This is a genomic window from Paenibacillus sp. SEL1 (genome assembly GCF_054602535.1).
Genome location: NZ_CM137723.1, coordinates 858691 through 883667, shown reverse-complemented (window position 1 = coordinate 883667; position 24977 = coordinate 858691). Strand labels below are relative to the sequence as shown.

At 44.5% G+C, this 24977-nt stretch carries 22 protein-coding genes and 1 pseudogene; 17 read left to right on the top strand and 6 right to left on the bottom strand.

All coding sequences use genetic code 11. The annotated features are described in order from the left end of the window. The first annotated feature begins 10 nt into the window (after positions 1-10). From ACYCSE_RS04020 to ACYCSE_RS03985, 8 genes and pseudogenes are all read left to right on the top strand, one after another. A complete protein-coding gene (locus ACYCSE_RS04020; protein ID WP_192510628.1) occupies positions 11-361 on the top strand; it encodes a hypothetical protein in 351 nt (116 codons plus the stop codon). Continuing rightward, positions 351-2324, top strand: a complete 1974-nt coding sequence (locus ACYCSE_RS04015; protein ID WP_459701521.1) for a phage tail tape measure protein — start codon at positions 351-353, stop codon at positions 2322-2324. Before ACYCSE_RS04020 ends, ACYCSE_RS04015 begins: the two co-directional genes overlap by 11 nt. A 57-nt stretch (positions 2325-2381) precedes the next feature. Then, positions 2382-2684 carry a phBC6A51 family helix-turn-helix protein gene (locus ACYCSE_RS04010; RefSeq protein ID WP_459701519.1) on the top strand — a complete coding sequence of 101 codons (303 nt, stop codon included), beginning with the start codon at positions 2382-2384 and terminating at the stop codon, positions 2682-2684. A 942-nt stretch (positions 2685-3626) separates the two neighbouring features. Then, positions 3627-3725: pseudogene (locus tag ACYCSE_RS04005) on the top strand (iron-sulfur cluster assembly accessory protein); the annotation flags it as partial. A 423-nt stretch (positions 3726-4148) separates the two neighbouring features. Beyond that, positions 4149-5453 carry a radical SAM protein gene (locus ACYCSE_RS04000; protein WP_459701517.1) on the top strand — a complete coding sequence of 435 codons (1305 nt, stop codon included), beginning with the start codon at positions 4149-4151 and terminating at the stop codon, positions 5451-5453. A gap of 258 nt (positions 5454-5711) precedes the next feature. Further along, positions 5712-6320, top strand: coding sequence for a response regulator transcription factor (locus ACYCSE_RS03995; RefSeq protein ID WP_322173165.1), 609 nt, complete (start codon positions 5712-5714; stop codon positions 6318-6320). 44 nt (positions 6321-6364) lie between these two features. After that, a complete protein-coding gene (locus ACYCSE_RS03990) occupies positions 6365-8101 on the top strand; it encodes an ABC transporter ATP-binding protein (RefSeq protein ID WP_254350154.1) in 1737 nt (578 codons plus the stop codon). Positions 8102-8508: 407 nt separating this feature from the next. Then, the gene (locus tag ACYCSE_RS03985) at positions 8509-10086 is read left to right on the top strand and encodes a sigma-70 family RNA polymerase sigma factor (RefSeq protein WP_322173162.1); all 1578 of its coding nucleotides are present in this window, start codon (positions 8509-8511) and stop codon (positions 10084-10086) included. A 239-nt stretch (positions 10087-10325) separates the two neighbouring features. Here ACYCSE_RS03985 and ACYCSE_RS03980 read toward each other — a convergent pair whose 3' ends face one another. Beyond that, complete coding sequence (locus ACYCSE_RS03980) at positions 10326-11204, bottom strand: LysR family transcriptional regulator (protein ID WP_254329235.1); 879 nt, start codon at positions 11202-11204, stop codon at positions 10326-10328. Between the two features lie 147 nt (positions 11205-11351). Here ACYCSE_RS03980 and ACYCSE_RS03975 point away from each other — a divergent pair, with 147 nt between their 5' ends. The 6 genes from ACYCSE_RS03975 to ACYCSE_RS03950 all read left to right on the top strand — a co-directional run bounded on the left by ACYCSE_RS03975 (position 11352) and on the right by ACYCSE_RS03950 (position 16365). Next, positions 11352-12239 (top strand): DMT family transporter, encoded by an 888-nt coding sequence (locus tag ACYCSE_RS03975; RefSeq protein WP_322173160.1) that lies wholly within the window; start codon positions 11352-11354, stop codon positions 12237-12239. A gap of 727 nt (positions 12240-12966) precedes the next feature. Further along, a complete protein-coding gene (locus ACYCSE_RS03970; RefSeq protein WP_459701512.1) occupies positions 12967-14733 on the top strand; it encodes an RICIN domain-containing protein in 1767 nt (588 codons plus the stop codon). 279 nt (positions 14734-15012) lie between these two features. Beyond that, positions 15013-15138: a YkvA family protein gene (locus ACYCSE_RS03965; protein ID WP_459701510.1), complete on the top strand. Its 126-nt coding sequence runs from the start codon at positions 15013-15015 to the stop codon at positions 15136-15138. Then, complete coding sequence (locus tag ACYCSE_RS03960; RefSeq protein WP_459701508.1) at positions 15096-15422, top strand: hypothetical protein; 327 nt, start codon at positions 15096-15098, stop codon at positions 15420-15422. Before ACYCSE_RS03965 ends, ACYCSE_RS03960 begins: the two co-directional genes overlap by 43 nt. Before the next feature lie 18 nt (positions 15423-15440). Further along, positions 15441-15731 carry a hypothetical protein gene (locus tag ACYCSE_RS03955; RefSeq protein WP_341163182.1) on the top strand — a complete coding sequence of 97 codons (291 nt, stop codon included), beginning with the start codon at positions 15441-15443 and terminating at the stop codon, positions 15729-15731. 313 nt (positions 15732-16044) lie between these two features. Further along, complete coding sequence (locus ACYCSE_RS03950) at positions 16045-16365, top strand: hypothetical protein (RefSeq protein ID WP_014277849.1); 321 nt, start codon at positions 16045-16047, stop codon at positions 16363-16365. Between the two features lie 157 nt (positions 16366-16522). Here ACYCSE_RS03950 and ACYCSE_RS03945 read toward each other — a convergent pair whose 3' ends face one another. The 3 genes from ACYCSE_RS03945 to ACYCSE_RS03935 form a co-directional block, all read right to left on the bottom strand. Next, entirely contained in the window at positions 16523-17380 is an 858-nt protein-coding gene (locus ACYCSE_RS03945; protein ID WP_254329232.1) for a 1,4-dihydroxy-6-naphthoate synthase, read from the bottom strand. Continuing rightward, a complete protein-coding gene (locus ACYCSE_RS03940) occupies positions 17381-18043 on the bottom strand; it encodes a futalosine hydrolase (protein WP_459702473.1) in 663 nt (220 codons plus the stop codon). A gap of 201 nt (positions 18044-18244) precedes the next feature. Next, a complete protein-coding gene (locus tag ACYCSE_RS03935; RefSeq protein ID WP_007431922.1) occupies positions 18245-18490 on the bottom strand; it encodes a hypothetical protein in 246 nt (81 codons plus the stop codon). A 308-nt stretch (positions 18491-18798) separates the two neighbouring features. Between ACYCSE_RS03935 and ppk1 the strand changes: the two genes are divergently transcribed. Further along, a complete protein-coding gene (gene ppk1, locus ACYCSE_RS03930) occupies positions 18799-20907 on the top strand; it encodes a polyphosphate kinase 1 (RefSeq protein ID WP_250240262.1) in 2109 nt (702 codons plus the stop codon). Here the strand turns inward: ppk1 and ACYCSE_RS03925 are convergent. Further along, entirely contained in the window at positions 20867-22402 is a 1536-nt protein-coding gene (locus ACYCSE_RS03925; protein WP_069290324.1) for a Ppx/GppA phosphatase family protein, read from the bottom strand. The two genes, ppk1 and ACYCSE_RS03925, sit on opposite strands and share 41 nt — an antisense overlap. A gap of 217 nt (positions 22403-22619) precedes the next feature. Between ACYCSE_RS03925 and ACYCSE_RS03920 the strand changes: the two genes are divergently transcribed. Together ACYCSE_RS03920 and sda are read left to right on the top strand one after the other, a co-directional pair. Beyond that, positions 22620-23276 (top strand): YheC/YheD family protein, encoded by a 657-nt coding sequence (locus tag ACYCSE_RS03920; protein WP_250260487.1) that lies wholly within the window; start codon positions 22620-22622, stop codon positions 23274-23276. 282 nt (positions 23277-23558) lie between these two features. Further along, entirely contained in the window at positions 23559-23702 is a 144-nt protein-coding gene (sda, locus tag ACYCSE_RS03915; RefSeq protein WP_007431918.1) for a sporulation histidine kinase inhibitor Sda, read from the top strand. Positions 23703-23862: 160 nt separating this feature from the next. Here sda and ACYCSE_RS03910 read toward each other — a convergent pair whose 3' ends face one another. Beyond that, the gene (locus ACYCSE_RS03910; RefSeq protein WP_235308434.1) at positions 23863-24867 is read right to left on the bottom strand and encodes an NAD(P)/FAD-dependent oxidoreductase; all 1005 of its coding nucleotides are present in this window, start codon (positions 24865-24867) and stop codon (positions 23863-23865) included. Positions 24868-24977: the final 110 nt, after the last annotated feature.

Genomic DNA, 24977 nt, shown 5'->3' with positions numbered 1-24977 from the left:
GGGGAGTTATATGTCGGACAATATTACGGTAGCTTTTGAGCGTGCGGTCCCGATCACGGTGTTACTGGCGGAGATCATTACGTATACACGGCCGGGTAACTACGGATTCCGGACAAACCATGCGGAGCAGTACGTAACGTGGACGGAGACAGCCGCACAATTCGAGGCTTCCGGGGTTCACTCGATTAAGACCGTTGGCTACCGTATGCGTCGTCTTTCGGATGCGCTAGAGAAAGCGGATGAGGCCGTGGATCGCGGTCGAAACGCTATGAGGCAGACACTAACCGTTCACGATGCGTTGCGTAAGTTACTGCGTGCGATCGATCGTTATCGGGAGTGGGTGGTACGGAATGTCGTTTGATTTAATTGGGCATTTACGGTTAAGAGACGAGATGAGCAGCAAGCTCAGTAAGGCTATGGGCGGCATGATGAAGTTCGGAGCAGCGGCGGGCCTTCTTGGGTCTGCCGTTTCTGCTGTCGCCGTTGCGGGAGATTCCGTTAAAAAAGCAATGGATTTTGAGGAGCAAATGTCCACGATTAAAGCTTTAACGGGTTCTACAGATGCACAAATGAAGCAGATGCAACAACTCGCGCTGGAGCAGGGAATGGCTACTAAATATTCAGCACTTGAGTCAGCAAAAGCGATCGAGGAGCTTTTGAAGGCGGGAATGTCCACTGCGCAAGTCCAAGCGGGCGGTCTGAACGCAGCGCTGAACCTCGCGACGGCTGGCGGCTTGGAACTCACGGAAGCTGCGGAGACAATGGCAACGTCGCTGAACGCGTTTAAGAAGGATGGGCTTACAGCGGCACAAGCTGCGGATATTCTCGCGGGTACTGCCAATTCCGGGGCAACCGACGTAAGAAGTCTCGGATATGCTCTCGCGAGTGCGGGCGGCGTTGCGGACATGGTAGGGGTATCGTTCAAAGACTTTAATACCGCGATCGGCCTCATGTCCAATGACGGGTTGAAATCCGGGTCGGATGCTGGTACCTCTTATAAGTCTATGCTGATGTATCTACAGCCTCAGACGAAGAAGGCTACGCGACTGTTCGAAGACCTCGGCATCGGCGTCGGCAAGGCAAATAAGTTCTTCGAAAAGGGTAAGATCAAGGACCTAGCGGGCGTGGCTGATGTATTGCAGCAGACTCTCGGCAAAATGTCGAACCAAGACCGTACGGCTACGCTGCTAGATATTTTCGGTACGGATGGTGTGAAGGCAGCGACCACGTTGTATAAGGCGGGTTCTAAAGGCGTCAAGGAATTTCAGCGTCAGATGAGCAACGTCACTGCGCTCCAAGTAGCCAAGGAAAAGATGAACAACGCAGCCGGTGCAGTGGAACAACTTGAAGGGGCTATACAGACGCTTCAGATATCCGCGCTACTTCCAACGATGCCGATGATCGCTGCACTCGCAAATAAAGGGTCCGAGCTCGCTATTCAATTAAACAACTGGTTAGACTCCGATCAAGCGAAGTCGTGGGGCAACGCGATTAAGTCTACGTTTACTAGCGTCATGACTGTGCTGGCTCCCGTCGGTCAAGCGGTTATGAACGGAGTTAAATCGTTGCTTCCGACGGCGCAGGCGACATGGACCGCGCTCGTAAACGGAGTTATGAACGTAGTTGGCATATTTAAAAGCTACTTTCCGCAGATATCGAGCGCTCTCCAGTCAGCTTGGACGTTCATGCAGCCGGTGTTTACATTGGTTCAATCCGCAGTTAAAGCGATCGGTGAGGTTGTGGTCGCGGTATTGCCGACCGTTCTGGACATATTCAACACGGTATTTCCAATTGCAGCCAAGCTCGTCGGATACCTCGCGCAAGGGATTACGTTCCTGATTGATAACGTTGTGAGACCGATGCTTCCGACGTTGGGCGAGGCGTTTTCGGCTGCGTGGGAAACCGTTAAGCCTATCCTGAAGTTTATGGAGGCGGCGATTGATGCGGTGGCTTCTGCGATCGAGTACGCGTATAAGAAGTGGCAGGAGTTCAAAAATTCTGACGCGGCGCAGGTATTATCCGGGAACTTCTCGTTAGGTATGCCGGAGGCTTTTGGCGGAAACGGCGTTATTCAAGTCGAACGTCCGAATGCGAATGGTCATGCGGGTGGGCTCGACCGCGTCCCATATAACGATTATCCTGCGCGTCTCCATCGGGATGAAACAGTCCTTACGAAGCACGAGGCGTCCGAGTGGCGTGATCAGCAACGCGGCAAAGGTGGTTCGGGCGATGTGAATATTTATCTCGGCGGGGTCACGATTAACAATGATTCTGACATCGAGGTACTGTGTGGGCGTCTTGTAAAAGCATTGTCACGTGCTTAATCTTACGGGCGGCCTTCGAGCCGCTCTTTTTTTACATACGGAAGGAGTTGCGTTACAATGGCGAAGAAGAGGCGTAAGAGACGCGTACGTCCACCGCTGGACGACCGTCATAGGGTGGCGATTGAATTGTTGGCGCTTAAAGGTACGCATGATACACTAGATGATATTGCGTCTGTATGCGGGGTAGACAGACAGACCCTGTACCGATGGAGACAGCGTAAAGACTTCAATAAGGAGTACGAGAGGGCAATTCGGCTCTTTGTATCCGCAATACGCCGACGACACAAGACTACGATAGATTGGTCGGTGCTTTCAGCGGATGAGCTCGCGGATAGTTGCCGTATGCATGGCCTTATTTAGCGGTGAGTCGGGCGTGGCTCACAACGATGCGAAATCGGGTGAAATGACGGCAGAAGCGCGCTGTAACGGGCTATTCTTCGTATTATTATCACGTCCCAAAACTATACTTTACAGCGAATTTTCCTACACGAGCCTCCGGACGCGTGACCCCTTCGGAATTTTTCGGATACGAAAGCGTGCTAATAGCTGAGGGTCCGGTTGGGGCGCGGAGTTTCGCTGTTTTATCGCTTCGGAAACCTTCGGATATGGCGGATTTACGCTATACGTTTTGGTTGCATACGTAATGCATAACAGACGTGAGAACCAGCGTATTTCACTGCATATGTTACCAGCGGGTAGGTGGCCGGGCAGGGCGTAAAGCCGCGTCACTAAAGGATTTATACGGATTATACGCTGGTTATGTATATACAGTGAATATGGTACGTTTATGCAGTACGGTAGGAACCGCATAACGGCGCGGCTTCCGGGCGCAGACATATTCGCATAATATGGATTTTGTGCACATGTCCGTGAATATCCGCTGCATAAAAGGTGGACGGGTGGTACGTATGGCTGCGTGTGTCCGATCGAAATTAACGCTTATTTACGCTATCAAAAGCGATTTAATCGGCGTCGTTTTGCGTGGAGATAGCGAGGGCCGTGCCCCCAAGCGCCCCTGCGTGCGGCCCGGAATCTGGAGTACGAAAAATCCAGACAGTATTTTTTATCTCGGGGATAACCTAACACAACGATAAACTAAGCGCTTGTCTCTCCGGAGGCGGGCGCTTTTTCTTCGTTTATAGGCGTTGCGTTCCGCCATCCATTGGGGTAGAATACGATTAACGTGATTATGCGCTGTAGAGGCGTGTGATTAACAAGTAGTCATACGAATTAACAATCCCGTTCAACGCTCAAAAACGTTGATCTGACGCGGTTTTGGCCGAACGTTAGCCTAACGCCAGATTCACGATTCATAATCCGAATGCTGTAGCTACATGCGGCTGCGGTTCAAGCTTCCGTACGGCTACGGATGCCGGAAAACCGAACGAAGAGCCTTGTTAATTCAGGTTTTTCGAGTGGTGGTATGAAAATAAATCTGAATGATGAACGCTAACAATTAACGAAATGGAAATATTTGTTTTAGGGTTGTAAGTTAAGACCTCCAGCGGTATAGTCGCATACTATATCGTTTTGGAGGTTTTTGTGTTTTCGTTTCTGTCAGTGGGTAGAAATAGAGGAACTAGGGGGCCACTTTTGTTAAATAGTCTGTCTTACACTCTATGATTTTATCTTTGCTTTATTTATAATTTGCGGTTAATTTGCGGTGATTTTTAAGAAAGGTAATGGTAAAATATAATTAAATAGATGAATGAATGGTTATTGATTAGTCGGATGTAAAATGATGTAATAAATAGTTATTTAGTTCGGTACATTGTGGAAGTAGGTCAATCTGGTACTTAATACTAAATGATAGAAGGGGTACACATGAAAATTTCTTCTTACAACGAGTACTTGAAACTGTATGAGGAAGGATGTGGTAAATACTTAATATATAATAGCCTGACTAACGGTTTAGGAGAAATAAAGAAGGACTTATACGAGGCCCTCGTTAATGAAGATTTTTCCTATCTAACGAATTGTGAAGAGTTAGAACACTTAATACAAGGACGATTTTTATATCTGAATCCCGTTAATGAATTAGAGATAATGGAGAAGTCATTCACTACAACTAGATATCAAAAAAGCACATTACACCTTACAATTTTACCTACGTTTAATTGTAATTTCAGATGCTCTTATTGCTATGAGAATTTGACTGAGAAAACAGGTAATCATTCTTTCACTGATCAAGTTCAGCAAGATATTTTGAGTTATATAAAAAGTGCAATGGAAGCTACAAATTTGAAACATATTACTGTCAATTGGACAGGCGGAGAACCATTACTTGAATTTAAAAAGGTTACTCGGCTCATGGATCAAATGAATACTATGGCAGCCGCAAAACATATTGAAATAGCGCACTACATGGTTAGCAACGGATATTTACTAACTAAAAGTCGTGCCGTTATTTTAAGGGATTTGGGTTTGAAAAGTATTCAAATTACGATCGATGGTAATAAGGTGAATCATGATAAAAGAAGGGTTTTGGCGAACCAACAAGGGACATTTGATCAAATAATAAAAAATATTAGAGATTCATGTGATTTTGTTCACATTAATATACGCTCAAATGTAGATTTGAACAACGTAGCTTCAATGGAAGATTATATGGATTATTTAGGGCAGCAAGACTTTAGGGAAAAAGTGAATATTTATTTTTCTGCCACTACTGATTATGTGGCAGGAGGTTGTTCAAGTAGTAATAGCTGCTTTGCCAATCAAGAATTCTCTGGAGTTATTCTGAGCTTGTATGAGAAAGCATTGGAAAAAGGGCTTAATATTTCTTATTACCCTCAATATGTACCTGTTGTTTGTGCTGCTATTGCAGATAATTCAATTGTAGTGCAGCCAGATGGCTGGATTCAAAAATGCTGGAATACGGTAGGAAACTCAAATTATGCGATAGGTCATATTAGTAATGGTATATATTCTAATGAACGTACGGAGAAGTGGCTTAATTATTCCCCATATAAAATTGAAAAATGCCGAAGTTGCTCAGTGCTGCCCTTATGTGGCGGAGGTTGTGCCCAGCAAGCGTTTGAAAGTATCGACAAACAGCCTGTTTGTTGTGAGTACAAGTACAATTTAGGTGAAATGCTTAAATTTAATTATCACCGACTTGAAGTATAAGTATTAACTTTCTATTATTTCGCTCTTTTGTAGTTTTGAAAGGAGGTGAGAAATATGCGTTGGATTGTAGAGCCAAAAGCAGCCCAAAGTTCTGTTGAACCTGCCAGTACTTGTTGGTATTATCATGGTTGTATTATTTTCTCCTGGTAATCTTCTTTATTATGAAACCGCCTGTTTATCTTTAGTAGACAGGCGGTTATTTAGCTACTTTGTCGAGAATTATATTAGTAAGTATAAAATACGCAGGAGGTTAGTCAAATGTACAGCATTTTACTTATTGATGATCATCCTGAATCAGGAGAGGTTACCAAGTTGTGGATTGAACAAGATCAATATATACATGTCACACTTATCAGAACTATTTTGGAAGCAAAAGAGAACTTAACTAAATATAATTTTAATCTATGTATCTATCATTTGAATAAAATGCTTCCTGTAGATTTGGAATGTATCCATCTAATTCAGGATATACCCATACTATTTATTGGACAGGTTCATACATATACAATGATGGATAAACTCTTAAACCTGGGCGTTATAGCATTTATTGAAAATGATCCTTCGCACGATCAACTAATTTGGACTATAAGAAACGTGTTAAACGGTATTTCCGTTTTACCCGTAACCTTACTGAAACAGCTTCATCACCGTGAAGGAGTAATGGACTATGTAGTGCTTAACAACAAGGAACGATCTATTTTGGAATGCGTCGCAGAGGGGAAAAGTAATAAGGAGCTCGCTGTCATTTTCTGTGTTAGTCAAAGGACTGTGGAATATTATTTAACTAATATTTTCAATAAATTTGAGGTGCATTCGAGATTAGAAGCTGTAGTTGCTGCCAAAAATAGAGGGATGATTAATGTGTGAAAATTTAAATTTCAGACAAAAATATATTCTAATGGGGGTTAGTGATGAAGCTTTTTTTGTTTAAGTATAGATTTCAGTTAATATTACTTATCATTTGCATCACTTTATCAAGCCTCATGAATATGTATATGGCTTTTATCTTTAAGAAATTGGTAGACACTGTTACAACCGGAAGTGAACAAGAATTTGTTAAATCAGCTTTTTTGGCTGTATTTTTAATCATTCTGGGTGCAATACTTCGATTACTAACGAATTTATCTCATGCTTCTTATATGAGGAAGACCATGCTTAATCTAAAAGAAATTGTATTTGGGCATATTTTAAATAAAAGTCTAACACAATTTTCTTCAAATCATAGCGCCAAGTATATTTCTATTTTTAGTAATGATATAAAGATGATTGAAGATGATTATTTTAAAAATATATTCTCGTTAATTGGGACATTTATATCTTTTTCAGCATCTTTGTTAGCGATGTTTTTACTCAGTCCTACAATTGTCATAGCCCTTGTCTTATTAACACTGTCATCTATGTTTATCCCTCGAATGTTTGAAAAGAAACTTGTAAATTGTAAGAGAAAAGTAGTTGAAGCTTTAGAAAAATTTATGATTCATACGAATGATATGTATTCAGGATTTGCAGTTATTAAAAGCTTTGGTATTGAGGGGCATGTACATGGGCAATTTGATGGTATTAATCAGGAGACGGAAAATCAAAAATATAGATTTCAGAAATTGAGTGCTTGGGTTGCCTCTATTAGTGAAGTATTTGGTGGATTTATGTTTATTTCAGTATTTATTATTGGGAGTTTCCTTACTTTACGGCAGCTTATCACGTTGGGAACTATGATTGCTTGTGTTCAACTAACTAATAGCATCGTTAATCCGATACAAATGAGTATTCAATATATAACTCAAATCAAGTCGTTACGTGATATATCGGCAAAGATTACACAACTTTTACATACAGAGCGACAGGACAAGATTTACATTCGCAAACCGACTATTCAGGATAAAGTATCGTTAAAAGAAGTGTCTTTTGGTTATAAAGATGACTGCTATAATGTACATGGATTAAATATGGATTTGGAGTTAGGAAAGAAGTATGCCTTAGTCGGGCCGAGCGGGTCAGGAAAATCAACGGTATTACGGCTTTTAATGAAGCAATATGAGAACTACAAAGGCAGGATCAGTATTGATGAAGTAGATTTAAAGGAAATCAATATGGAGGATTGGTGCAGACTGGAGTCTGTCCTGCATCAGGATGTTTTTTTATTTGATAGTAGCATTAAGGAAAATATTGTATTACATCAGATATATTCTGATAAGGAAATTGAAGATGCTATTCAAAAATCTGGTCTGAGTATGCTAATTAATAAGCTACCCAATGGAATGGAGACACAGGTTGGAGAGAAAGGAAGTTTTTTGTCTGGAGGTGAAAAGCAAAGAATAGCCATAGCAAGGACGTTAATACGCCGCACTCCCCTATTGTTAATGGATGAGCCGACTTCGTCACTTGATCAGGAAACAGCAAATGCTGTTGAAGAAACAGTTCTGAATTTAGAGAATACTACATGCGTGATGGTTACTCATCGGTTATCAAAACCAGTATTAGAGCGCTATGATATGATATTTGTATTCGCTGATGGAGCAATTATAGAGAAAGGGACATTTTGTGAATTAATAGAGCTTCAGGGTTGCTTCTATCATATGTATGGATTGGCAGAAGAGTCGACAATGACACAACATAAAGACAGCCCAATCTCTTACGTGGTAAATTAATTAGTTTTTAAATTGACTCACTAAATGAGTGTTTGGCCAATTAAAGGCGGGCACCTTTTAGTGTTTTTTTATGGCTGTACATTTAATCAGCAGTTGTTATTGCATAACTTCTTATAGTGATAATTTATCTTCTCTATAATTTTAGTATGCGCTTTTAAATGCAGAAGGATAGGGATAATGGAATTGAGCTTAACCTCGTGAAAAATAAAAGATGATATATTTCTGTTGGAAACTAACAGCTGTAACTACATTATGCTTCTTTTGAGAAAGAATCTGTTAATATGGTTGCTGTGTTCAGTGACGCTATTTATCAATCATTTCATTTTTCCATCAACATGATTTGTAACCTTCCCCCATGGAGTTGGCACTTAAGAATAAGAACACGAAAGAAAAGAGGCTAGGGACGTATGAGGGAGTGGGTTGAAAAGGCGCGGTTAGGGGATGCAGAAGCGTTCGGGCAGCTGATGCTGCATTTTCGCGGAATGGCATATGCCGTGTCCTATGACATGCTGAAGGATGTTCATCTCGCGGAAGATGCCGTGCAGGATGCGTTCATAGAGGCTTATCAGAATCTGGAGAAGCTACAGAACCCGTCCGCTTTTCCAGGCTGGTTCAAGACCATTGTCGTAAGACAGTGCCAGCGGATGCTGCGGCGTAAGCATCATTCGATGCTTCCTCTGGATGAGGCTGTGCAGGTTTCCGGAGGAGTACCGGGTGTAGCAGAAATTGCGGAGCGTAGGGAGGAGAGCCAAGTTCTGCAACAATCGGTGAAGGCACTGTCTGCCAAGCTGCGCGTTCCTCTGCGATTGTTTTATTTTTACGGCTACTCTCTGCAGGAAATTTCCGATTATCTGGGCACTCCGGTCCCGACGCTTAAGAAGCGGCTGCACGATGCCCGCCGAAAGTTGAAAGGTACACTCCCGGTAGCCGACCTCGTTTCCGTGTTCAATCATTTGTATGAGGGAGGGCAAAACATGCTACATATTGTTAACGGTGATGTTGTAGGTGAGATGTTGAAGCAGGGTGTTGTACAGGGTGATGTGCTTGTATGGAGAGAGGTATATCCGGCAGGACCGATATTTGCAAATCCAGCGGGGGCGGAAGAACGGGCATTGCGGGCCCGGGTCTTGGAGGAAACGATGGGTATTCCGGCCAACGAATATATTACGGGGTGTGAGGAACAAGAGCAGAAACTTCGAGAGTTTATTAAGTATGATGAAGTCGTATTGTGGTTTGAGCATGACCTGTTTGATCAGAGCATGCTCGCCTATCTGCTCCACTGGTTCAAAAGACAGAAACTGGGCCGCACGAAGCTGAGCCTGCTCTGTATTGGGGAGTTTCCGGGAATCGAACGGTTTCATGGTCTGGGACAGCTCACTCCGGCACAGCTTCAAACATTATCCGGGACCTGGCGGACTATTGGGCGGCAAGAAATGGAGCTTGGAAGCGAGCTTTGGCAGGCGTATGCTTCTCCTGATCCTGTTCAAATGGCTAATCTGCTGGAAGACAAGAAGGCAGAACTGGCAGCCTCCGGCCTGCCTTTTGCCTATGAAGCCTTCACAGCGCATCTCAAGCGGCTGCCCTCGCAGCAGAATGGTCTTGGCGTTGTGGAACAGACCACGCTTCAGGCCGTTCATAATGGAGTGAATACGCCATTGGAATTGTTTCGTCAGGTAACTGACGTCCTGCATGTGCTCGGCATGGGTGATCTCGAATACTGGAAATTTATTCGTGCTTTGGCGCAAGGCGAACATCCTTTGCTGATGATTGACGGGGATGAGGCTGGCTTGAATTTCAGACAAATTCCGGATTTTTTGAACCGAAAGGTAATTCTGACAGAGTTGGGTAAAGAGGTACTGAATGGATCAGCGGACCGCATTGCAGTTCAAGGGATCGATGAGTGGTTTGGGGGGCTGCATCTCCATGGACATGAGGTTTCTTGGCGCTGGGATGATGTAGCCGGAGAATTGGTGGTCCGACATTGAACAAGCTGTAGCAGTAAATAGCTTAATGTGCGAAGGAGTTTTCCGTTTATGGAAAACTCCTTTTTATTTTTTAAGTACACCATATTAAAACAAGAAAAATCACCGGGAATAGGTTAGGAACTTAGCTATCCGGTCCAATGAATTGATTTTCCTGCATATGAAAAGACACCTCTTATAATATGATTCAAGTAATATTTAGTAAACATTATACACCTGCCAAAATCTCGTTATCAGTGCTTCTACTGCTTCACATCTGTAAACAGCTCCTGCGCGGTCCGCACAAATAACTGTACAGCAAGTGAAGCATTGTGCAGGGACGGTACAGCTATACCGATTTGACGTGTGATCAGAGGCGAGGTTTCCTTGACGGTCAGATTATGAGGGAACGTGGACAAGGCAAGTGAAGAAACAATACCCATACCAAGTCCCTGTCGAACCATGCTGACCAAGGTACTGATATTATGAGTAATGAACTGTGCCTGCAACTGACTTTGCTCGCGTTCAAAACCTTCCATAATGGCGACCTCATGTCCACCTTTACAAAAGATCATATCCTGCTGATTCAAGTCTCGAATGGCGATTTTATTGTGCGATTGCAAAGGGTGACCGTCTGGCAGGAGAATAACCATGTCATCCTGACATAATGGGATTACATCTACCTGAGGGTCTGGCAACAGGATGATACCCGCCTCGATTTCTCTGGTATGCACCCACTCCTTGACTTCATTCGTGGAGCCTTCATGTAGATCGAAAACAAGGTTCGGATAATGCTGACGAATATGATGAATAATCGGGGGCAGAAAATAGGCTGAAGCAGAAGGAAAGGCACCGATCGTGATTGTGCCCACGTCTAGACCTTTTTCAGCAGCCACCTGCTGCTGTACCTTTTCCATGCTTTGCAGCATCATACGGAATTCCAGCAGTACTTTGTGCCCGATATCGGTCAGCAGCACTCCTTTTTTTCGGTCGCGCAGCAATAGCTGGACATCCAGTTCGTTTTCGATGCTGGCGATGGCATGGCTGACCGCGGGCTGCGTCATATGCAGCTCATGGGCAGTTTGGGTGAAGTTTAGCGTTTCAGCTACGCGAACGAAGATCATAATTTGAGTAATGGTCATAAGTGAAAAGTTATCTCCCTTATTGAAAATATTCATTTTATTTATTAGTGACCACAGTATACGCTAGTAAAGCAAAACTTTGCAAACGGCTATTCAGATTGTAGACGTAAAGCAATGAGCGATAAATCTAAGGGAGAGAAGACATCTATGAAAAAATTAACACCTAAAGCTACGCTGTGGCTTGTCTTGATATTAGTGATGGTATGGGGGATCAACTGGCCGTTGACCAAGCTGGCTTTGCCAGATGCGCCGCCGATATTTTTTTCAGGACTCCGTACCCTACTGGGTGGTGTGATTCTGCTGTTGTTCGCTATGCGTCATCGGGAAACCTTACGCTTTAGACAGAATGGGTGGACTTATCTGGTGCTGGCCATATTTAATATTGCAGGCTACTATGGCTTGCAGACGGTAGGGTTGCGTTATTTGCCTGCTGGGTTATTTTCCACTTTAGTATTCCTTCAGCCGATCCTGTTGGGATTATTCTCCTGGATGTGGTTGGGGGAGCGTATGTTTCCCCTGAAGGTCATTGGACTGGTGCTGGGTTTTGGCGGAGTGATCGTGATTAGCTCTGGTGGAATGGCAGGGCATTTATCGGTACTGGGCATTGTGTTGGGGCTAGCTTCAGGACTGTGCTGGGCGCTCGGAACGATTTATATGAAGAAAAAAAGCCAACAGTTGGATTCCATTTGGGCGGTGACGATGCAGCTCGTTTTGGGAGGGATTATACTCAATGGCATTGGATTTACGACCGAGAAATGGAGCGATATTCACTGGACGACCTCCTTTATCGCAATTTTATTGTTTATTTCGATATTCGTGATTGCGATGGGCTGGATGATTTATTTTAAACTAATCGACAACGGAGATGCGGGAACCGTCGGCTCCTATACGTTTTTGATACCGGTGTTGTCCACGGTCTTTAGTATGGTAATGCTCAAGGAATCACTTACTTTGACGTTTGTTGTGGGGCTGGTGCTGATTGCAGGCAGTGTGTATCTGGTAAATATTAAAGAAAGAATAGAGTTATCCCACTAAGTATCAGAACGGTGAGACATTTGAGGATTAACGGGGGCGATGGATCAAGAAGAACTTCAATAACTTCTTTCATGCACGCATATTGGAAGCACCAATATAGCGTGCTTTTTTGACTATGATTTTCAAAGAACTCATTTGCTATGCTATTCAAGATCATCGAAAAAATTTAAATTTATGGTAGAGGTTGTCGTACAAAATTAGCTAACAAGATATGATGTTATAAAAAAACATTAGAATAACAAAATATTTTTAAAGATTTTTGTGTTTTTTATGTTTTTCGTCCTTATGTAAAAAATGAATGAATATAATTGTTTTATAGCAAAAATAGAGATGATAAAAGAAGCTTGGTATTCAATATCACTAATTTGTTATTTTAATATAATGTTTGTTTTTTAAATAATCATTGTATTTTACAGATTTTTGTTATGCTAACAATTGACATTTAGTATAACGTAAACTAGAATGAGTAAGAATTCATTTCCCAATCACATAATTAGTTTGGAACAATTGAAAGCGTTTACCTAATATTAGGATAGAGCTCTTTTTTTGGTTCTTTTTTCTTTTCCGAATTATGGCCGGGAGGGAGAGATCATAGTACGTGCCTAAGGGATGGAAATTTGAATATATAAGCTAAGGGAGAGGTGTATGTTGAGATGCGGTTAAATAGAAATGTTGGAAACTTCGAGCAAACGGTGAATGGTAACGCTGGTTACCTGGAGGGTACAAAATGAAGAAATTATTGTCGTGTTTGATCTCGTTAGGAATGCTTGTTTATATATTGCCGACCACTATTGTAAGCGCTAACAATGATGGAGTTACTAATCTAACGCTTGATCCAACACCGTCTGCCCAATCGGATATTATTTCAGATGCTGTTTACAAAATTACGGCACAGCATAGCGGAAAAAACTTGGAAGTTGAAGGGGGGTCCAAGGATGACGGAGCGAATGTTCAACAATGGACCGATAACGGAAAGGAGCAACAGAAGTGGAGAGTGGTCGACGTTGGGGATGGGTATTATAAGCTGATCTCGCAATCTAGTGGTAAAGCATTAGATGTAGCCGGTGGTAATACCCATGACGGAGCGAACGTTCAACAATGGACCGACAATGGGAACGCTCAGCAAAAGTGGAAAATCATTGACGCTGGTGGTGGATATTATAAGCTGATCTCGCAATCTAGTGGTAAAGCATTGGATGTTGTCGGTGGTTATACCCATGACGGTGCAAACGTTCAACAATGGGCCGACAACGGTAGCGCTCAGCAAAGGTGGAGATTCACGCAGATTGATACGACAGCAGATACGACACCACCAACCGCCCCAACAAACCTCCAAAGCTCATCCAAGACGAGCACATCTGTCACTCTCACATGGACGACCTCAATAGACAATGTAGGTGTAACTGGCTACGTTATTTATAACGGAACAGATCTGATAGGCACGAGCACCACAACAAGTTATACAGTGACGGGTCTCACTGCGAACACATCCTACAATTTCACTGTAAAAGCGAAAGATGCAGCAGGCAATGTTTCGGAACCAAGTAATGTCTTAAAAGTAACAACAAGTTCCGACTCCTCTCAAAATACAGGATTTTATGTTAAAGGTACGACGCTTTATGATGGCAAGGGAAATCCCTTTGTCATGAGAGGAATTAATCACGCTTACACTTGGTACAAAGGTCAAGAGTCGGTTGCGATACCTGCAATTGCCAAAACAGGAGCGAACACGATTAGAATCGTGCTGTCAGACGGTCAGCAATGGACGAAAGATGATTTGTCAGCGTTGCAAAACCTGATTACTTTATCAGAACAAAACAAATTGGTTGTTGTCCTTGAAGTACACGATGGTACGGGAAGTGATAATGCTGCTGTGTTGAATAAAATCGCAGATTACTGGATTGAAATGAAGAGCGCACTGATTGGAAAAGAAAATACAGTCATTCTTAACATTGCGAATGAATGGTTTGGTACTTGGGATGGAAACGGCTGGGCCCAGGGGTATAAATCAGTTATTCCAAAGCTACGAAATGCTGGCATCAAAAATACCATTCTGGTTGACGCCGCTGGTTGGGGTCAATATCCGAAGTCGATTTTTGACTACGGTACGCAAGTGTTTGATGCCGATCCGCTTAAAAATACGATGTTCTCCATTCATATGTACGAATACGCTGGAGGAAATGCCGAAACAGTAAAAAGCAATATTGACAATGTATTAAATAAAAATTTAGCTCTCATCATTGGAGAATTCGGAATCAAGCATACAAATGGTGATGTTGACGAGGCCACCATTATGAGTTACGCCCAACAAAAAGGTGTAGGTTATCTCGGGTGGTCTTGGAAAGGAAATGGATCGGGTCTAGAATATTTGGATATGTCAAACGACTGGGGAGGATCGAGTTATACTGAACAAGGACGTGCCATTATTGAAGGTCCGAATGGCATCAGAGCAACATCCAAGTTAAGTACGGTTTATAGTAACGGTAAACAGTAAAAAAGATTCATATTGTTTTAGCAACGGCCTTTTCTCGAAATTCTAATGGGGAAGGTCGTTTAGTTTGTCTGGAATCAAGCAAAAGCCTGTACAAATACATAGGAGCAAGGATTAGGATAAATATACTAGAATATCAAAGGAGGTCATAGTAAAATATGACTATAAGTCTGTTGAGTTAGTGGAAATGACGGTTCAAAATTATCCGCTTGGTAAGCGGGAAGGTGGTACTTTTAAACTCATCAGTCGGCAATAGGAGGAATCTACGTAGCATTCGGAGCCTTGGCGTATTTTATTTCTCCATTAGATGCTATATCAGATGTTATTCCGATGTTGGGTTTTACAGATGATGCGGGGGAGAAGGAATGGACAGATATACACCTACAGCGAGGGAACGCTGGCAGATGAAGCAGAGTGAGCCGCAGCAGCAGGGATGGTTGCTCGCTTTCTTTGGCTGGATTTTTGCAGGTTTGGGGTTCATATTTAGTTTTTTTGTCTTTGGAGGATTGTTGGGTGTCTTAGGTTTGGTTTTCGGAATTTTAACGAAACGAATGGAACAAAGAAACACGCAGGGTATCTTCATTGTCGTAATCAGCTCCGTAGCTATTGGGATTGGACTATTGATTTTTATGATTTTTTTTGCGCAAGGTTTTGTAGAGGGTCTGAGAGAAGGGTATAATGAGCATTATTAGGTCAGGGAGGTAACAGCATTGAGCGTCATTATTTCACAGCAGATCTCGGCAACGGGCGTGAAGGAATATACGAAGGTGATGAAAACATTTGATTCCCAGTTTACACCTTTGGTTGGACAGAAAATCAGGGATATGGCATTTGGCGATATGCAATATTATGATGTCGAGGACGTATTTATTGATCTAGCGGAGAATGAGTATTGGGTAATTCTACCTGCCATTTTGCTGCATTCTGATGATATTGAGGATATACGAGACGCTGTGCGTGAGTATCGTTCACACGGTTGGGAATGTACGAAACCTCTGTAAATGCATACCACTTAAGCATCTATACGGAAACGTCTTTCTTTTGCGAGATAGGCGTTTTTTTGTGTATTTGTGTATAAACTATTCCTAATGATTGGCATGAAAAGAAAGAATTTATGCTGAAAATGCGCAAATTGTATCATTTTTTATCATAAAACGACAAGTTGGGAAATGAAAACGGCCTTAATGTGTTATACTTAGTATATCAAAGGACAAGAGTCTAAAACGACCGGTAAGGCCCTTTCTTTGAAGAGCCTCTGAAAGGTTCAACGTTTATCCAAAATAAATGGTCAAAAGGAAAAGGGGAAATGCTAACGTGAGAGTGAATTTGAAATTTACCAACAAAGGGCAAGTTGCAGTTGAGAAGTTCAACAATGAGGAGCTTATCGAAATCTTTACCCGCTACATTAAAACGTTAAGCAAGAAGTATGATATCTCGGTTACCGTACCGGAGGATCTGAATGAGCAGATCTTGGCAGAGGGCACCGTAAAGGTCGTGTTGGATAAGATTAATTGTGACATGGACGCTTTTTTCAAGGAGCTGAGCCGGGATATCAAGGTGCCGCTGGTCAAAAGATTGGGTACCAAACTGGATAACGTATTTAAGACCGAGGTTGTGGAGCAGGAACAGAACTAAGAATAAGGATCAAGCGAGTCCGAATGAGGATTCGCCATATGAAATGATAAAACCTCCCGAATGGGGCGCACGGCTAGGCCATGTGCTCGTTCGGGAGGTTTTATATGTTTAAACTACTCTATTCAGCAGAAAAACATGCATGGCATGTCTGTCCCTTTTAACGTGTTGTTGTGGAAGTAGGGCGCAGTTGGGCTAAATCAAACGAAGGTACCAGCCCTTCCTGCGCAGCGCGACCAAGCAAAGCTTCGATGGCGGCATATCCGCTGTCGCCCAAATTGGCGGTAAAATCGTTAACATACAGGTCGATATGCGATTGGGCGACATCGGGTGAAAGCTCCTGCGCATGAGACAATACATATTCACGCGAAGCTTCTGGATGCTTCCAAGCGTATTCAACAGAGGCACGTATCCAGTTTGTGATCGCATCCAAATCCAGCGTACGGCGGGCAATAATGGCTCCGAGCGGGATTGGGAGCCCTGTATCTTCTTCCCACCAGTTCCCCAGATCGACTTGCTTACTAAGTCCGTAGGACGGATACGTGAACCGTGCTTCATGAATAACCAGTCCGGCATCTATCTCCCCGTCACGGACAGCAGGCATGATTTGGTCGAACGGCATCACGACGATCTCGCCGACACCCCCAGGCACATGCTTGGCTGCCCACAGGCGGAACAGCAGATAGGCAGTGGAACGTTCACTCGGAACGGCTACACGCTTGCCGGACAGGGCTTCCGGGCCTTCGACGGTGGAACCTTCCTTGGTCAGCACGAGCGGACCACACCCCCGGCCCAGTGCGCCTCCGCAAGGCAGCAGGGCGTATTCATCCAGCACCCAAGGGAGTGCAGCATACGAAATTTTCATGATATCCAGTCCGTCTGGTGTGATCGCCAGATTGTTGGTGATGTCGATATCGGCAAATGTAATGTCCAGCGCGGGTGCGCCCGGAATCAATCCATGCGCCAGGGCATGGAAGACAAAAGTGTCGTTGGGACAAGGTGAAAAAGCAATTTGCATCTATATAACCTCCGTTAATGTAGAAAATGCGGCTTCCAACGCTTGCAAAGCCTCTTTGATCCGCCAGGCTGCACGGTCACGTGGACCGACAGCATTGGAAATCGTGCGGATTTCCATCGTCGGCAGTTCCAGTCTATTTGCCGCCACGGCTACGCCGTAGCCTTCCATCGCTTCGGCAGCAGCTCCGGGAACGCGCTTGGCCAGCCGTTCCGCTGTTGCCGCCGTACCAGTGGCTGTGGAAACGGTCAGGATCGGCCCCGCGATAGCCGTCTGTCCAGCGGCACGCAACGCCTGAACGAGTCGCTGCGCGTTGGCAACGTTCACGGCAATTCGGCTTGAGCCGAAACCCAGCTCGTCCACGCTGCTGAAGCCCTCTGCCGTCTCGGCTCCTAGGTCGGCGGCAATGATCGCGTCAGCAACAACGACGCTCTCCAGTGCAGCGACCTCCACGAAGCCGCCACCAATTCCGGTGCTGATGACCAGACGGTAGTCACCGGCCGCCGCCAGTGCTAGCGCGGTTGAAGCCGCTGCGGACGATGCGCCCACGCCAGCCAGCTCGACCACAAAACGGGTATCGCCTTGCAGGCCCCGCAGTACAGCTTCCCGTTCGGCTTCAACCGCGGTCATAACCAAGATGCGCCCATCTGATGTTGTATGCTCCATCGGTTGATTCCCCTTTAAATTTAGGTAATATGCTCCCTTATCATACTGCTTTTCGAAACGATGTTCAAAAAAAGTCGACAAAAAAAGCGCTCCGAGGCGCTTTTTGGAAAAACTGCAAGATTCAGCAGATATCAAAATCGGTAGTTGTAAACATTAAACAATTCTAATCTGGAAGAACAGCGCAGGCATAGCATATAATAATTATATCGGCTGATCCTTCGTGATTAACTGAAACATGGTGATATTGCGGTCATAATGGCTTGGGGTTCCATCTTGATTGCGCACCCGAATCATCTCGCTACTGAATAACTCGATATATCCACAGCCAATCTCACAGTATACACCTGTAGGGTCCTCTTGCCAGACCGAAACGAGGTGTTGAGATAGCGCCGCGGTGAAAAATTCGATGTTTTTTTGCAGTACGCGTGGCGTTTTCTTGGGTTCCATAACGTAAATCCTCCCTATATCATGCCATTTGAAAATCAGCAATTGAACGTGGCTACTAAGTGATTACTACACATCATAATGAACATAAAACAACTGAAAAAGGAACGGTTCGTTAATCTACTCTATGAAACAGACGTAAACACTGTACCGCTTAATGCTATTTTTGTAAAGCGTCCGATTGACCTTTTCAAACATCCAGATTGTGTTTACACACATTTTACATTGCGTTTACACTGCTGTGATGCTAGTGCGTTTCATCTAATAGTACAATAAAGGGATACTATACTGCATGAATTGATGGAGGCCATATGTTGATAGAGAGTCAGAATAAGGATAAAGCCGGGTCAGAACGTTACTTTAACCGAGATTTAAGCTGGATTGAATTTAATCGCCGTGTGCTTCAGGAAGCTCAGGATGCAGATACACCGTTGCTGGAGAGAGCCAAATTTTTGGCGATTGTATCTAGCAATTTGGATGAGTTTATGGCTGTTCGTGTTGCAGAGACGCGCGAGAAGATCAAGGCGGGTTTTATGCAAAAGGATTTTACGGGATATACCCCCTCCGGTTTGTACAAACGACTGATCAAGCGTACCGTCTCGATGGTATCAGAACAATACCGGACCTATCGTGATATTTCTCGCCTCTTGACGAAAAAAGGTCTTTTACTGCTCGAATATGAAGACTTAAATACAACACAGCGCAAGTCGCTGGATGCATATTTTCATGAAATTATATTTCCGGTACTCACGCCGATGGCGGTCGATCAGAGCCGTCCTTTTCCACTCGTTCACAATAAATACGTATATTTAGCGGTCGTCTTGAGACGTCCAGGGGATACGGAGGAGGATAAACCGCTTTTTGCCATTGTGCAGGTGCCTTCGAATATTCCACGTGTTGTTACCGTGCCTTTGCGGTCGAACAGCAAGAAGAAATCATTTATTTTAATTGAGGAACTAATCAAGCATCACATCCAAACGCTGTTCACCGGATATGTTCCAGAGGCGGTTCATGCCTTTCGTGTTACGCGTAACTCCGATTTATCCATTAATGAAGAAGAGATCGAAGACTTGCTCGAAGAGATTGAAAAAGAGCTGCGTCGAAGACGCCGGGGGGCGCCGGTTAGACTGGAAGTAGAAAAAGGGATTCATCCCTATGCCCTGATGGAGCTTCAACGCGAATTCAAGCTGTTCGATCATGTGTTTGAGATGGACGGGCCGCTCGATCTGACATTTTTGTCGTCTTTTGCCGATCATTTGGAGGGGTATTCGCATTTGAAATTTCCGGCAATCAAACCACTGTATCCAGAAGAACTGCCCCCACAAGAGGATATTTTCAACGTACTTCGTAAACGAGACGTGCTCGTGTACCATCCATATGAATCATTCGATGCGGTAACTGATTTTATCATTGAGGCATCAGAGGACCCGGATGTGATGGCAATCAAAATGACCCTGTACCGTGTCAACGGGGAATCGAAGCTGATTCCGGCATTGGCACGTGCGGCCGAATCGGGCAAGCAGGTAACGGTGGTGGTAGAGCTGAAAGCCCGTTTTGACGAGGAGCGTAATATTGCCTGGGCGCGTACGCTTGAAAAAGCAGGCTGTCACGTAGTGTATGGATTGGTTGGCTTGAAGACGCACGCCAAAATCATTCTTGTCATACGCCATGAGCGTAACGCACTCAAACGATATGTGCATGTAGGTACAGGCAATTATAATGAAAGCACGGCGCGCGTGTATACGGATATCGGATTGTTTACGTCAGATCCGGTACTTGGCGAGGATGCCTCCGAACTGTTTAATGAAATTACGGGATTCTCTGCGCTCAAGACTTTGCAAGCTTTTACGGTGGCTCCAACGGGAATGAAGAACAAGCTGTTTGAACTCATCCGTAGGGAAGCAGAGCAAGCATTGGCAGGTAAGCCCGCCCGGATTATTGCCAAGATCAACTCCTTATCCAATCAGGAGATGATCGATGAACTATATGCGGCTTCCCAGGCAGGTGTGAAGATTGATCTTATTATTAGAGGGGTTTGTTGTTTGCGTCCCGGTGTGGAAGGATTCAGCGAGAACATACGTGTCATCAGTATTGTAGACCGCTTCCTGGAGCATTCCAGATTGTTTTATTTTGAAAATGGAGGGAAGTCCGAGTTATTTCTGTCCAGTGCGGATTGGATGACGCGCAATTTGACCCGCCGAATTGAACTGATGTGCCCGATTTATGATGACGGGATCAAAGAAATGCTGGCAGATATTCTGCATTTATCGTTAAGGGATAATGTGAAGGCGCGCCAGCTTTTGCCTAACGGCAGCTATCAATTTGTGTCCAGAAACGACAAAGAGGCTCCCATTAGGAGCCAATCTGAAGCGATGAAGGTTAGAAATTGGAAGAAGGTAGAATGGACCACGACAATGTAAGGTTCCACGCCTTTTGAAAATCCTTGGCAACCGATTCTAGCTCCCGTTGTTCTAATATGGGTTCACTCTTGCTTTCCAGACGAAGATGCAGTGCGTCATCCCCTGTAGTGGGATTGATGCTGGTAATCATCCCCGACTCACTCCGATCCATGCCAATCGCGAGCTGGAGCAGCGAGCCGAGCCGATGTACACGTTCCTCGTCGGAAGGCTCCAAAATATCGGCATGTGTGCGTAGCAAACGGGGAGTCCGGTTCTTGGGATGGTAATCCGCGATCAACGCGGCTAGTACCGTTTCCCTATGGGACAGACCGCCAATGCCTGCATGTAAAATCCAGAATACGGAATTCTGGCGGAAATGATAATAATTCAAGGCAGCCCCCGTTTTGTAAAGAGTTGCTGCGGTCAGTAACAAGCGCTTGTCCATAGCAGCTGAGGTTCCGTTAGCCAATGTGTCATAAAGACGGACGGCGTACTCGTTAACCCGCTTGACATGCGCTTCGCTAACCGGGACAGCAAACGAAAGGATATTGCGAATGGATGTGATAAGCGGATTAGCTACCACGGGCTGTTCAGCGTTGACCAGCTCATGAAATAGGCCGTCTCGCAGACCCGCTCCACTGACCAAATACGCGGAGCCTTGAGCAGCTTCAAATATCGTTTTCAATATAATAAGACCCGGTACAATGATGTCGGCTCTGTCCTTGGACAGGCCGGCTGTTTTTTTGCGTTTTTCATAGGGAAGATGGGGCAGACTGCCATAGAAGTAATCGACATCTTCTATCGTCATTTCGTAATGGTGCGTCACAGGAAGTGAGTAATCCTGCCGCTTCTGATTGATTTTAGCCAAAGTACGCAGGGTTCCGCCCAGCCCGATGAATGGCAGACCCGGATTGGAGAAGATCCAATCATGATTTTGCAGTGAAGAACGGACAAAGCTCTCCATTTCCTCAATCTGCTGAGGAGACCATTCGCCATTCTTAACCTCACGTCCAAAGCGCCAATTCATATTGACGGCGCCAAAGGGAAATGACACCGTATGCAGTCGCTTTCGATCGCGGAACAGCGTAATTTCGGTACTGCCACCCCCGATGTCAATAATGATTCCGTCACTTACATTCATAGTGTTCACTACGCCCAGAAAACCGGCATAGCCTTCTTGCTCCCCGCTCAGTATTTCCAGTGTTAAATTTGTCTCCTCCGCGATCCATTGGACGATTTCGTCCGAATTCGTGGCATTGCGGATGGCTGCCGTTGCTGCTGCACGCATACGGACCACCCCGTGCATATGGCATACCGCCATAAATTGGCGTAACAATGGAGCGATGCTTCGAATCGCCTCCCGTTCCATACGGCCGTTGGCCCCAACCTTTTCGCTCAGTCGGGCAGCTTCTTTGCATTCCTGCACAATTCGATAGGCTCCTGTCTCTGTCATTTCATAGATCACCAGACGTATGGAGTTTGAGCCAATGTCCATGATGCCAATTTTGCTATTCATGAGTTGACCTCCTTGTTGAAAAAACGATTTGCCGGTAATTTCCGTTGCTCCGTGCAAATGGTAGTAGATTATTGTCATTGTACCAGTGATGTTCGGTGCATGCTACCGTTCGCCATGATCTTGTCGAAATAGGCACATGCCGCGGACAATCATCCAAGAATAGAACATTCCTGTTGAGTATGTATAAGTATACCTGACGGCGAAAGGAGAGGGTTAGATGAGACAACTTGCAAGCAAATGGCTAAAGACGAAGGCGCTGCTCCACCATCCACATACCGCCGTTTATATACCGGAAACCTGTCTATATAGTGAAGAACAATTGCGCATGATGCTGCGGCGGCATGCTTTTGTATTTATAAAACCTGTGAAAGGAGGCGGAGGAGTCGGAGTCATGCGTGTGGCAAAGGAGCGTAGGGGATACACCTGTACGCGTATGGAGCACACGCACCGGTTCAGTCATTTTAAAGCGCTTGTAATCGGAATTAATAAGCTCAGAATCCAACGTCCATATCTCATTCAACAAGGCATCCAACTGGCAAGTATTCAAGGTAGACCTGTCGACTATCGAGTCAAAGTTGTGAAGGAAGGGCAGAGATGGGTTTTCCGTGCGGTGGTTGCACGTCATGCTCGGCCTGGGCTGGTCATTACGAATCTGTGCAAAGGGGGAACTTTGCTGAAGGGAACAGAGGCGCTTCGGATGATATATCCCCGGCGGCTTGCTACTCAAAAGCGGCGAGAGATCATTGAACTTACACGACGCTGTATTCCTGTACTGGAAAGAAGATTTCCTGGGATCGGACAACTGGGATTTGATTACGGGCTTGATCAGAGTGGACGGGTATGGATTTTAGAGGTTAATACAAGACCGCAATAAATTTCTGATTTCTTTAAAAAAATTCCAATATAATCTATTAACAAGACGCTAAATATAATATATTTGTATAAATAATAAAAATATTTTTTTTGTGTTCGAGCGTCAAAATTCTGTGTATAAATATTGTCCACATTATCCCCTGTCACATATATGGGTTAACGACACTTACCAACAATTTATACACAGGATTTCCACAATTGACTGTGGATAACAGAACGCTTGTTCCGATTTTGGTATTTTGATAGAATAGATTTTGAAATAAAAGGAAAGGTTGTGTCGAGGATGGCTATGCTGACGGATGAAATGCTTTTGGATTCCTATCAGATGGCAATCGAGCTTAAACTTGAATGTGACTTCATTGCACTGTTGCTGGCTGAGATTCACAAAAGAAATCTAGAGATGAATACAGCCGTAGTCCTTCATTAGACCGGACAAGCTCTCGTACTGCGACTGTAAAGTCATTCAGGGTTCGGATGACTTTACGGACAATCACTGCAACGAATAGGCACACCGTAAAAAAGGGTATTTCACTCCAAAGAATCAAATTTGGAGTAAAATACCCTTTTTTGTCATAGTCTAAACTAGACTACAATTTCATGTTACTGCTGTGCCCGGGAGACAACTTGGCATCTGGATCTACATAGACCTTGGCGTTGTTGACTGCCGTAGGAGCTTCACCAAAGCCGACCGCAATCAGCTTGAGCTTGCCTGGATAGGTCGTAATGTCCCCTGCGGCGAAAATGCCGGGAATATTTGTTTCCTGGCGAGAGTCGACCACGATAGAGTTACTTTCGATTTCAATTCCCCATTCAGCAATCGGGCCAAGTGTGGATACAAATCCAAAGTTAACGATCACATCGTCCACTTCAATTTCCTGTGTTTCTTTGGTTTTTACATGAGCAAGAGTGACTTTTGTAATCGTGTCATCTCCATGCAATTCTGTAATTTCCGTTGGTGTAATAACGTTTACTTTGGAAGCGAGGAGGTTTTCGACACTGTGTTCATGCGCACGGAATTTGTCACGGCGGTGAATCAATGTAACCTGTTCTGCAATCGGTTCCAGCATAAGTGCCCAGTCTACAGCAGAATCACCACCACCGCTGATTAGCACTTTTCGGCCTGCAAATTTGCTCAGGTCGCTGACAAAGTAATGCAGATTCGTTTTTTCAAAACGTTCGGCACCTGGAAGCTCCAGTCTGCGCGGCTCGAAAGCACCAACACCAGCGGTAATAATAACCGCTTTACCATGATACTCGCCACCTTTGTCTGTTTTTACAATGAAGTGGCGCTCTTCCTTTTTCTCTAACGATACGACTTTCTCTTCTAGCTGCACCTCTGGATTAAAGTGGTTCATTTGTTGAACCAAATTGTTAACCAGTTCTTGTGCAGTCACTTTAGGAAAGCCAGCAACGTCATAAATATATTTTTCAGGATAAAGGGCTGCAAGCTGGCCGCCCAGTTGGGGCATACTTTCAATTAAGGTGACGGATGCCTGACGCATTCCTCCGTAAAAAGCGGCGAAAATACCGGCTGGACCGCCTCCGATAATAATCAGATCGCGGATCTCCGCACCTGTGGATTGAGCTGTCACTCTAAAAACACCTCCGAAAGGGATAGTATGGGATTTGTAGATATTGAATCAGCCGCATAGAGGTTCAGATAGCCGCCGAACGCATGATTCACTGTTTATCATTATAAACT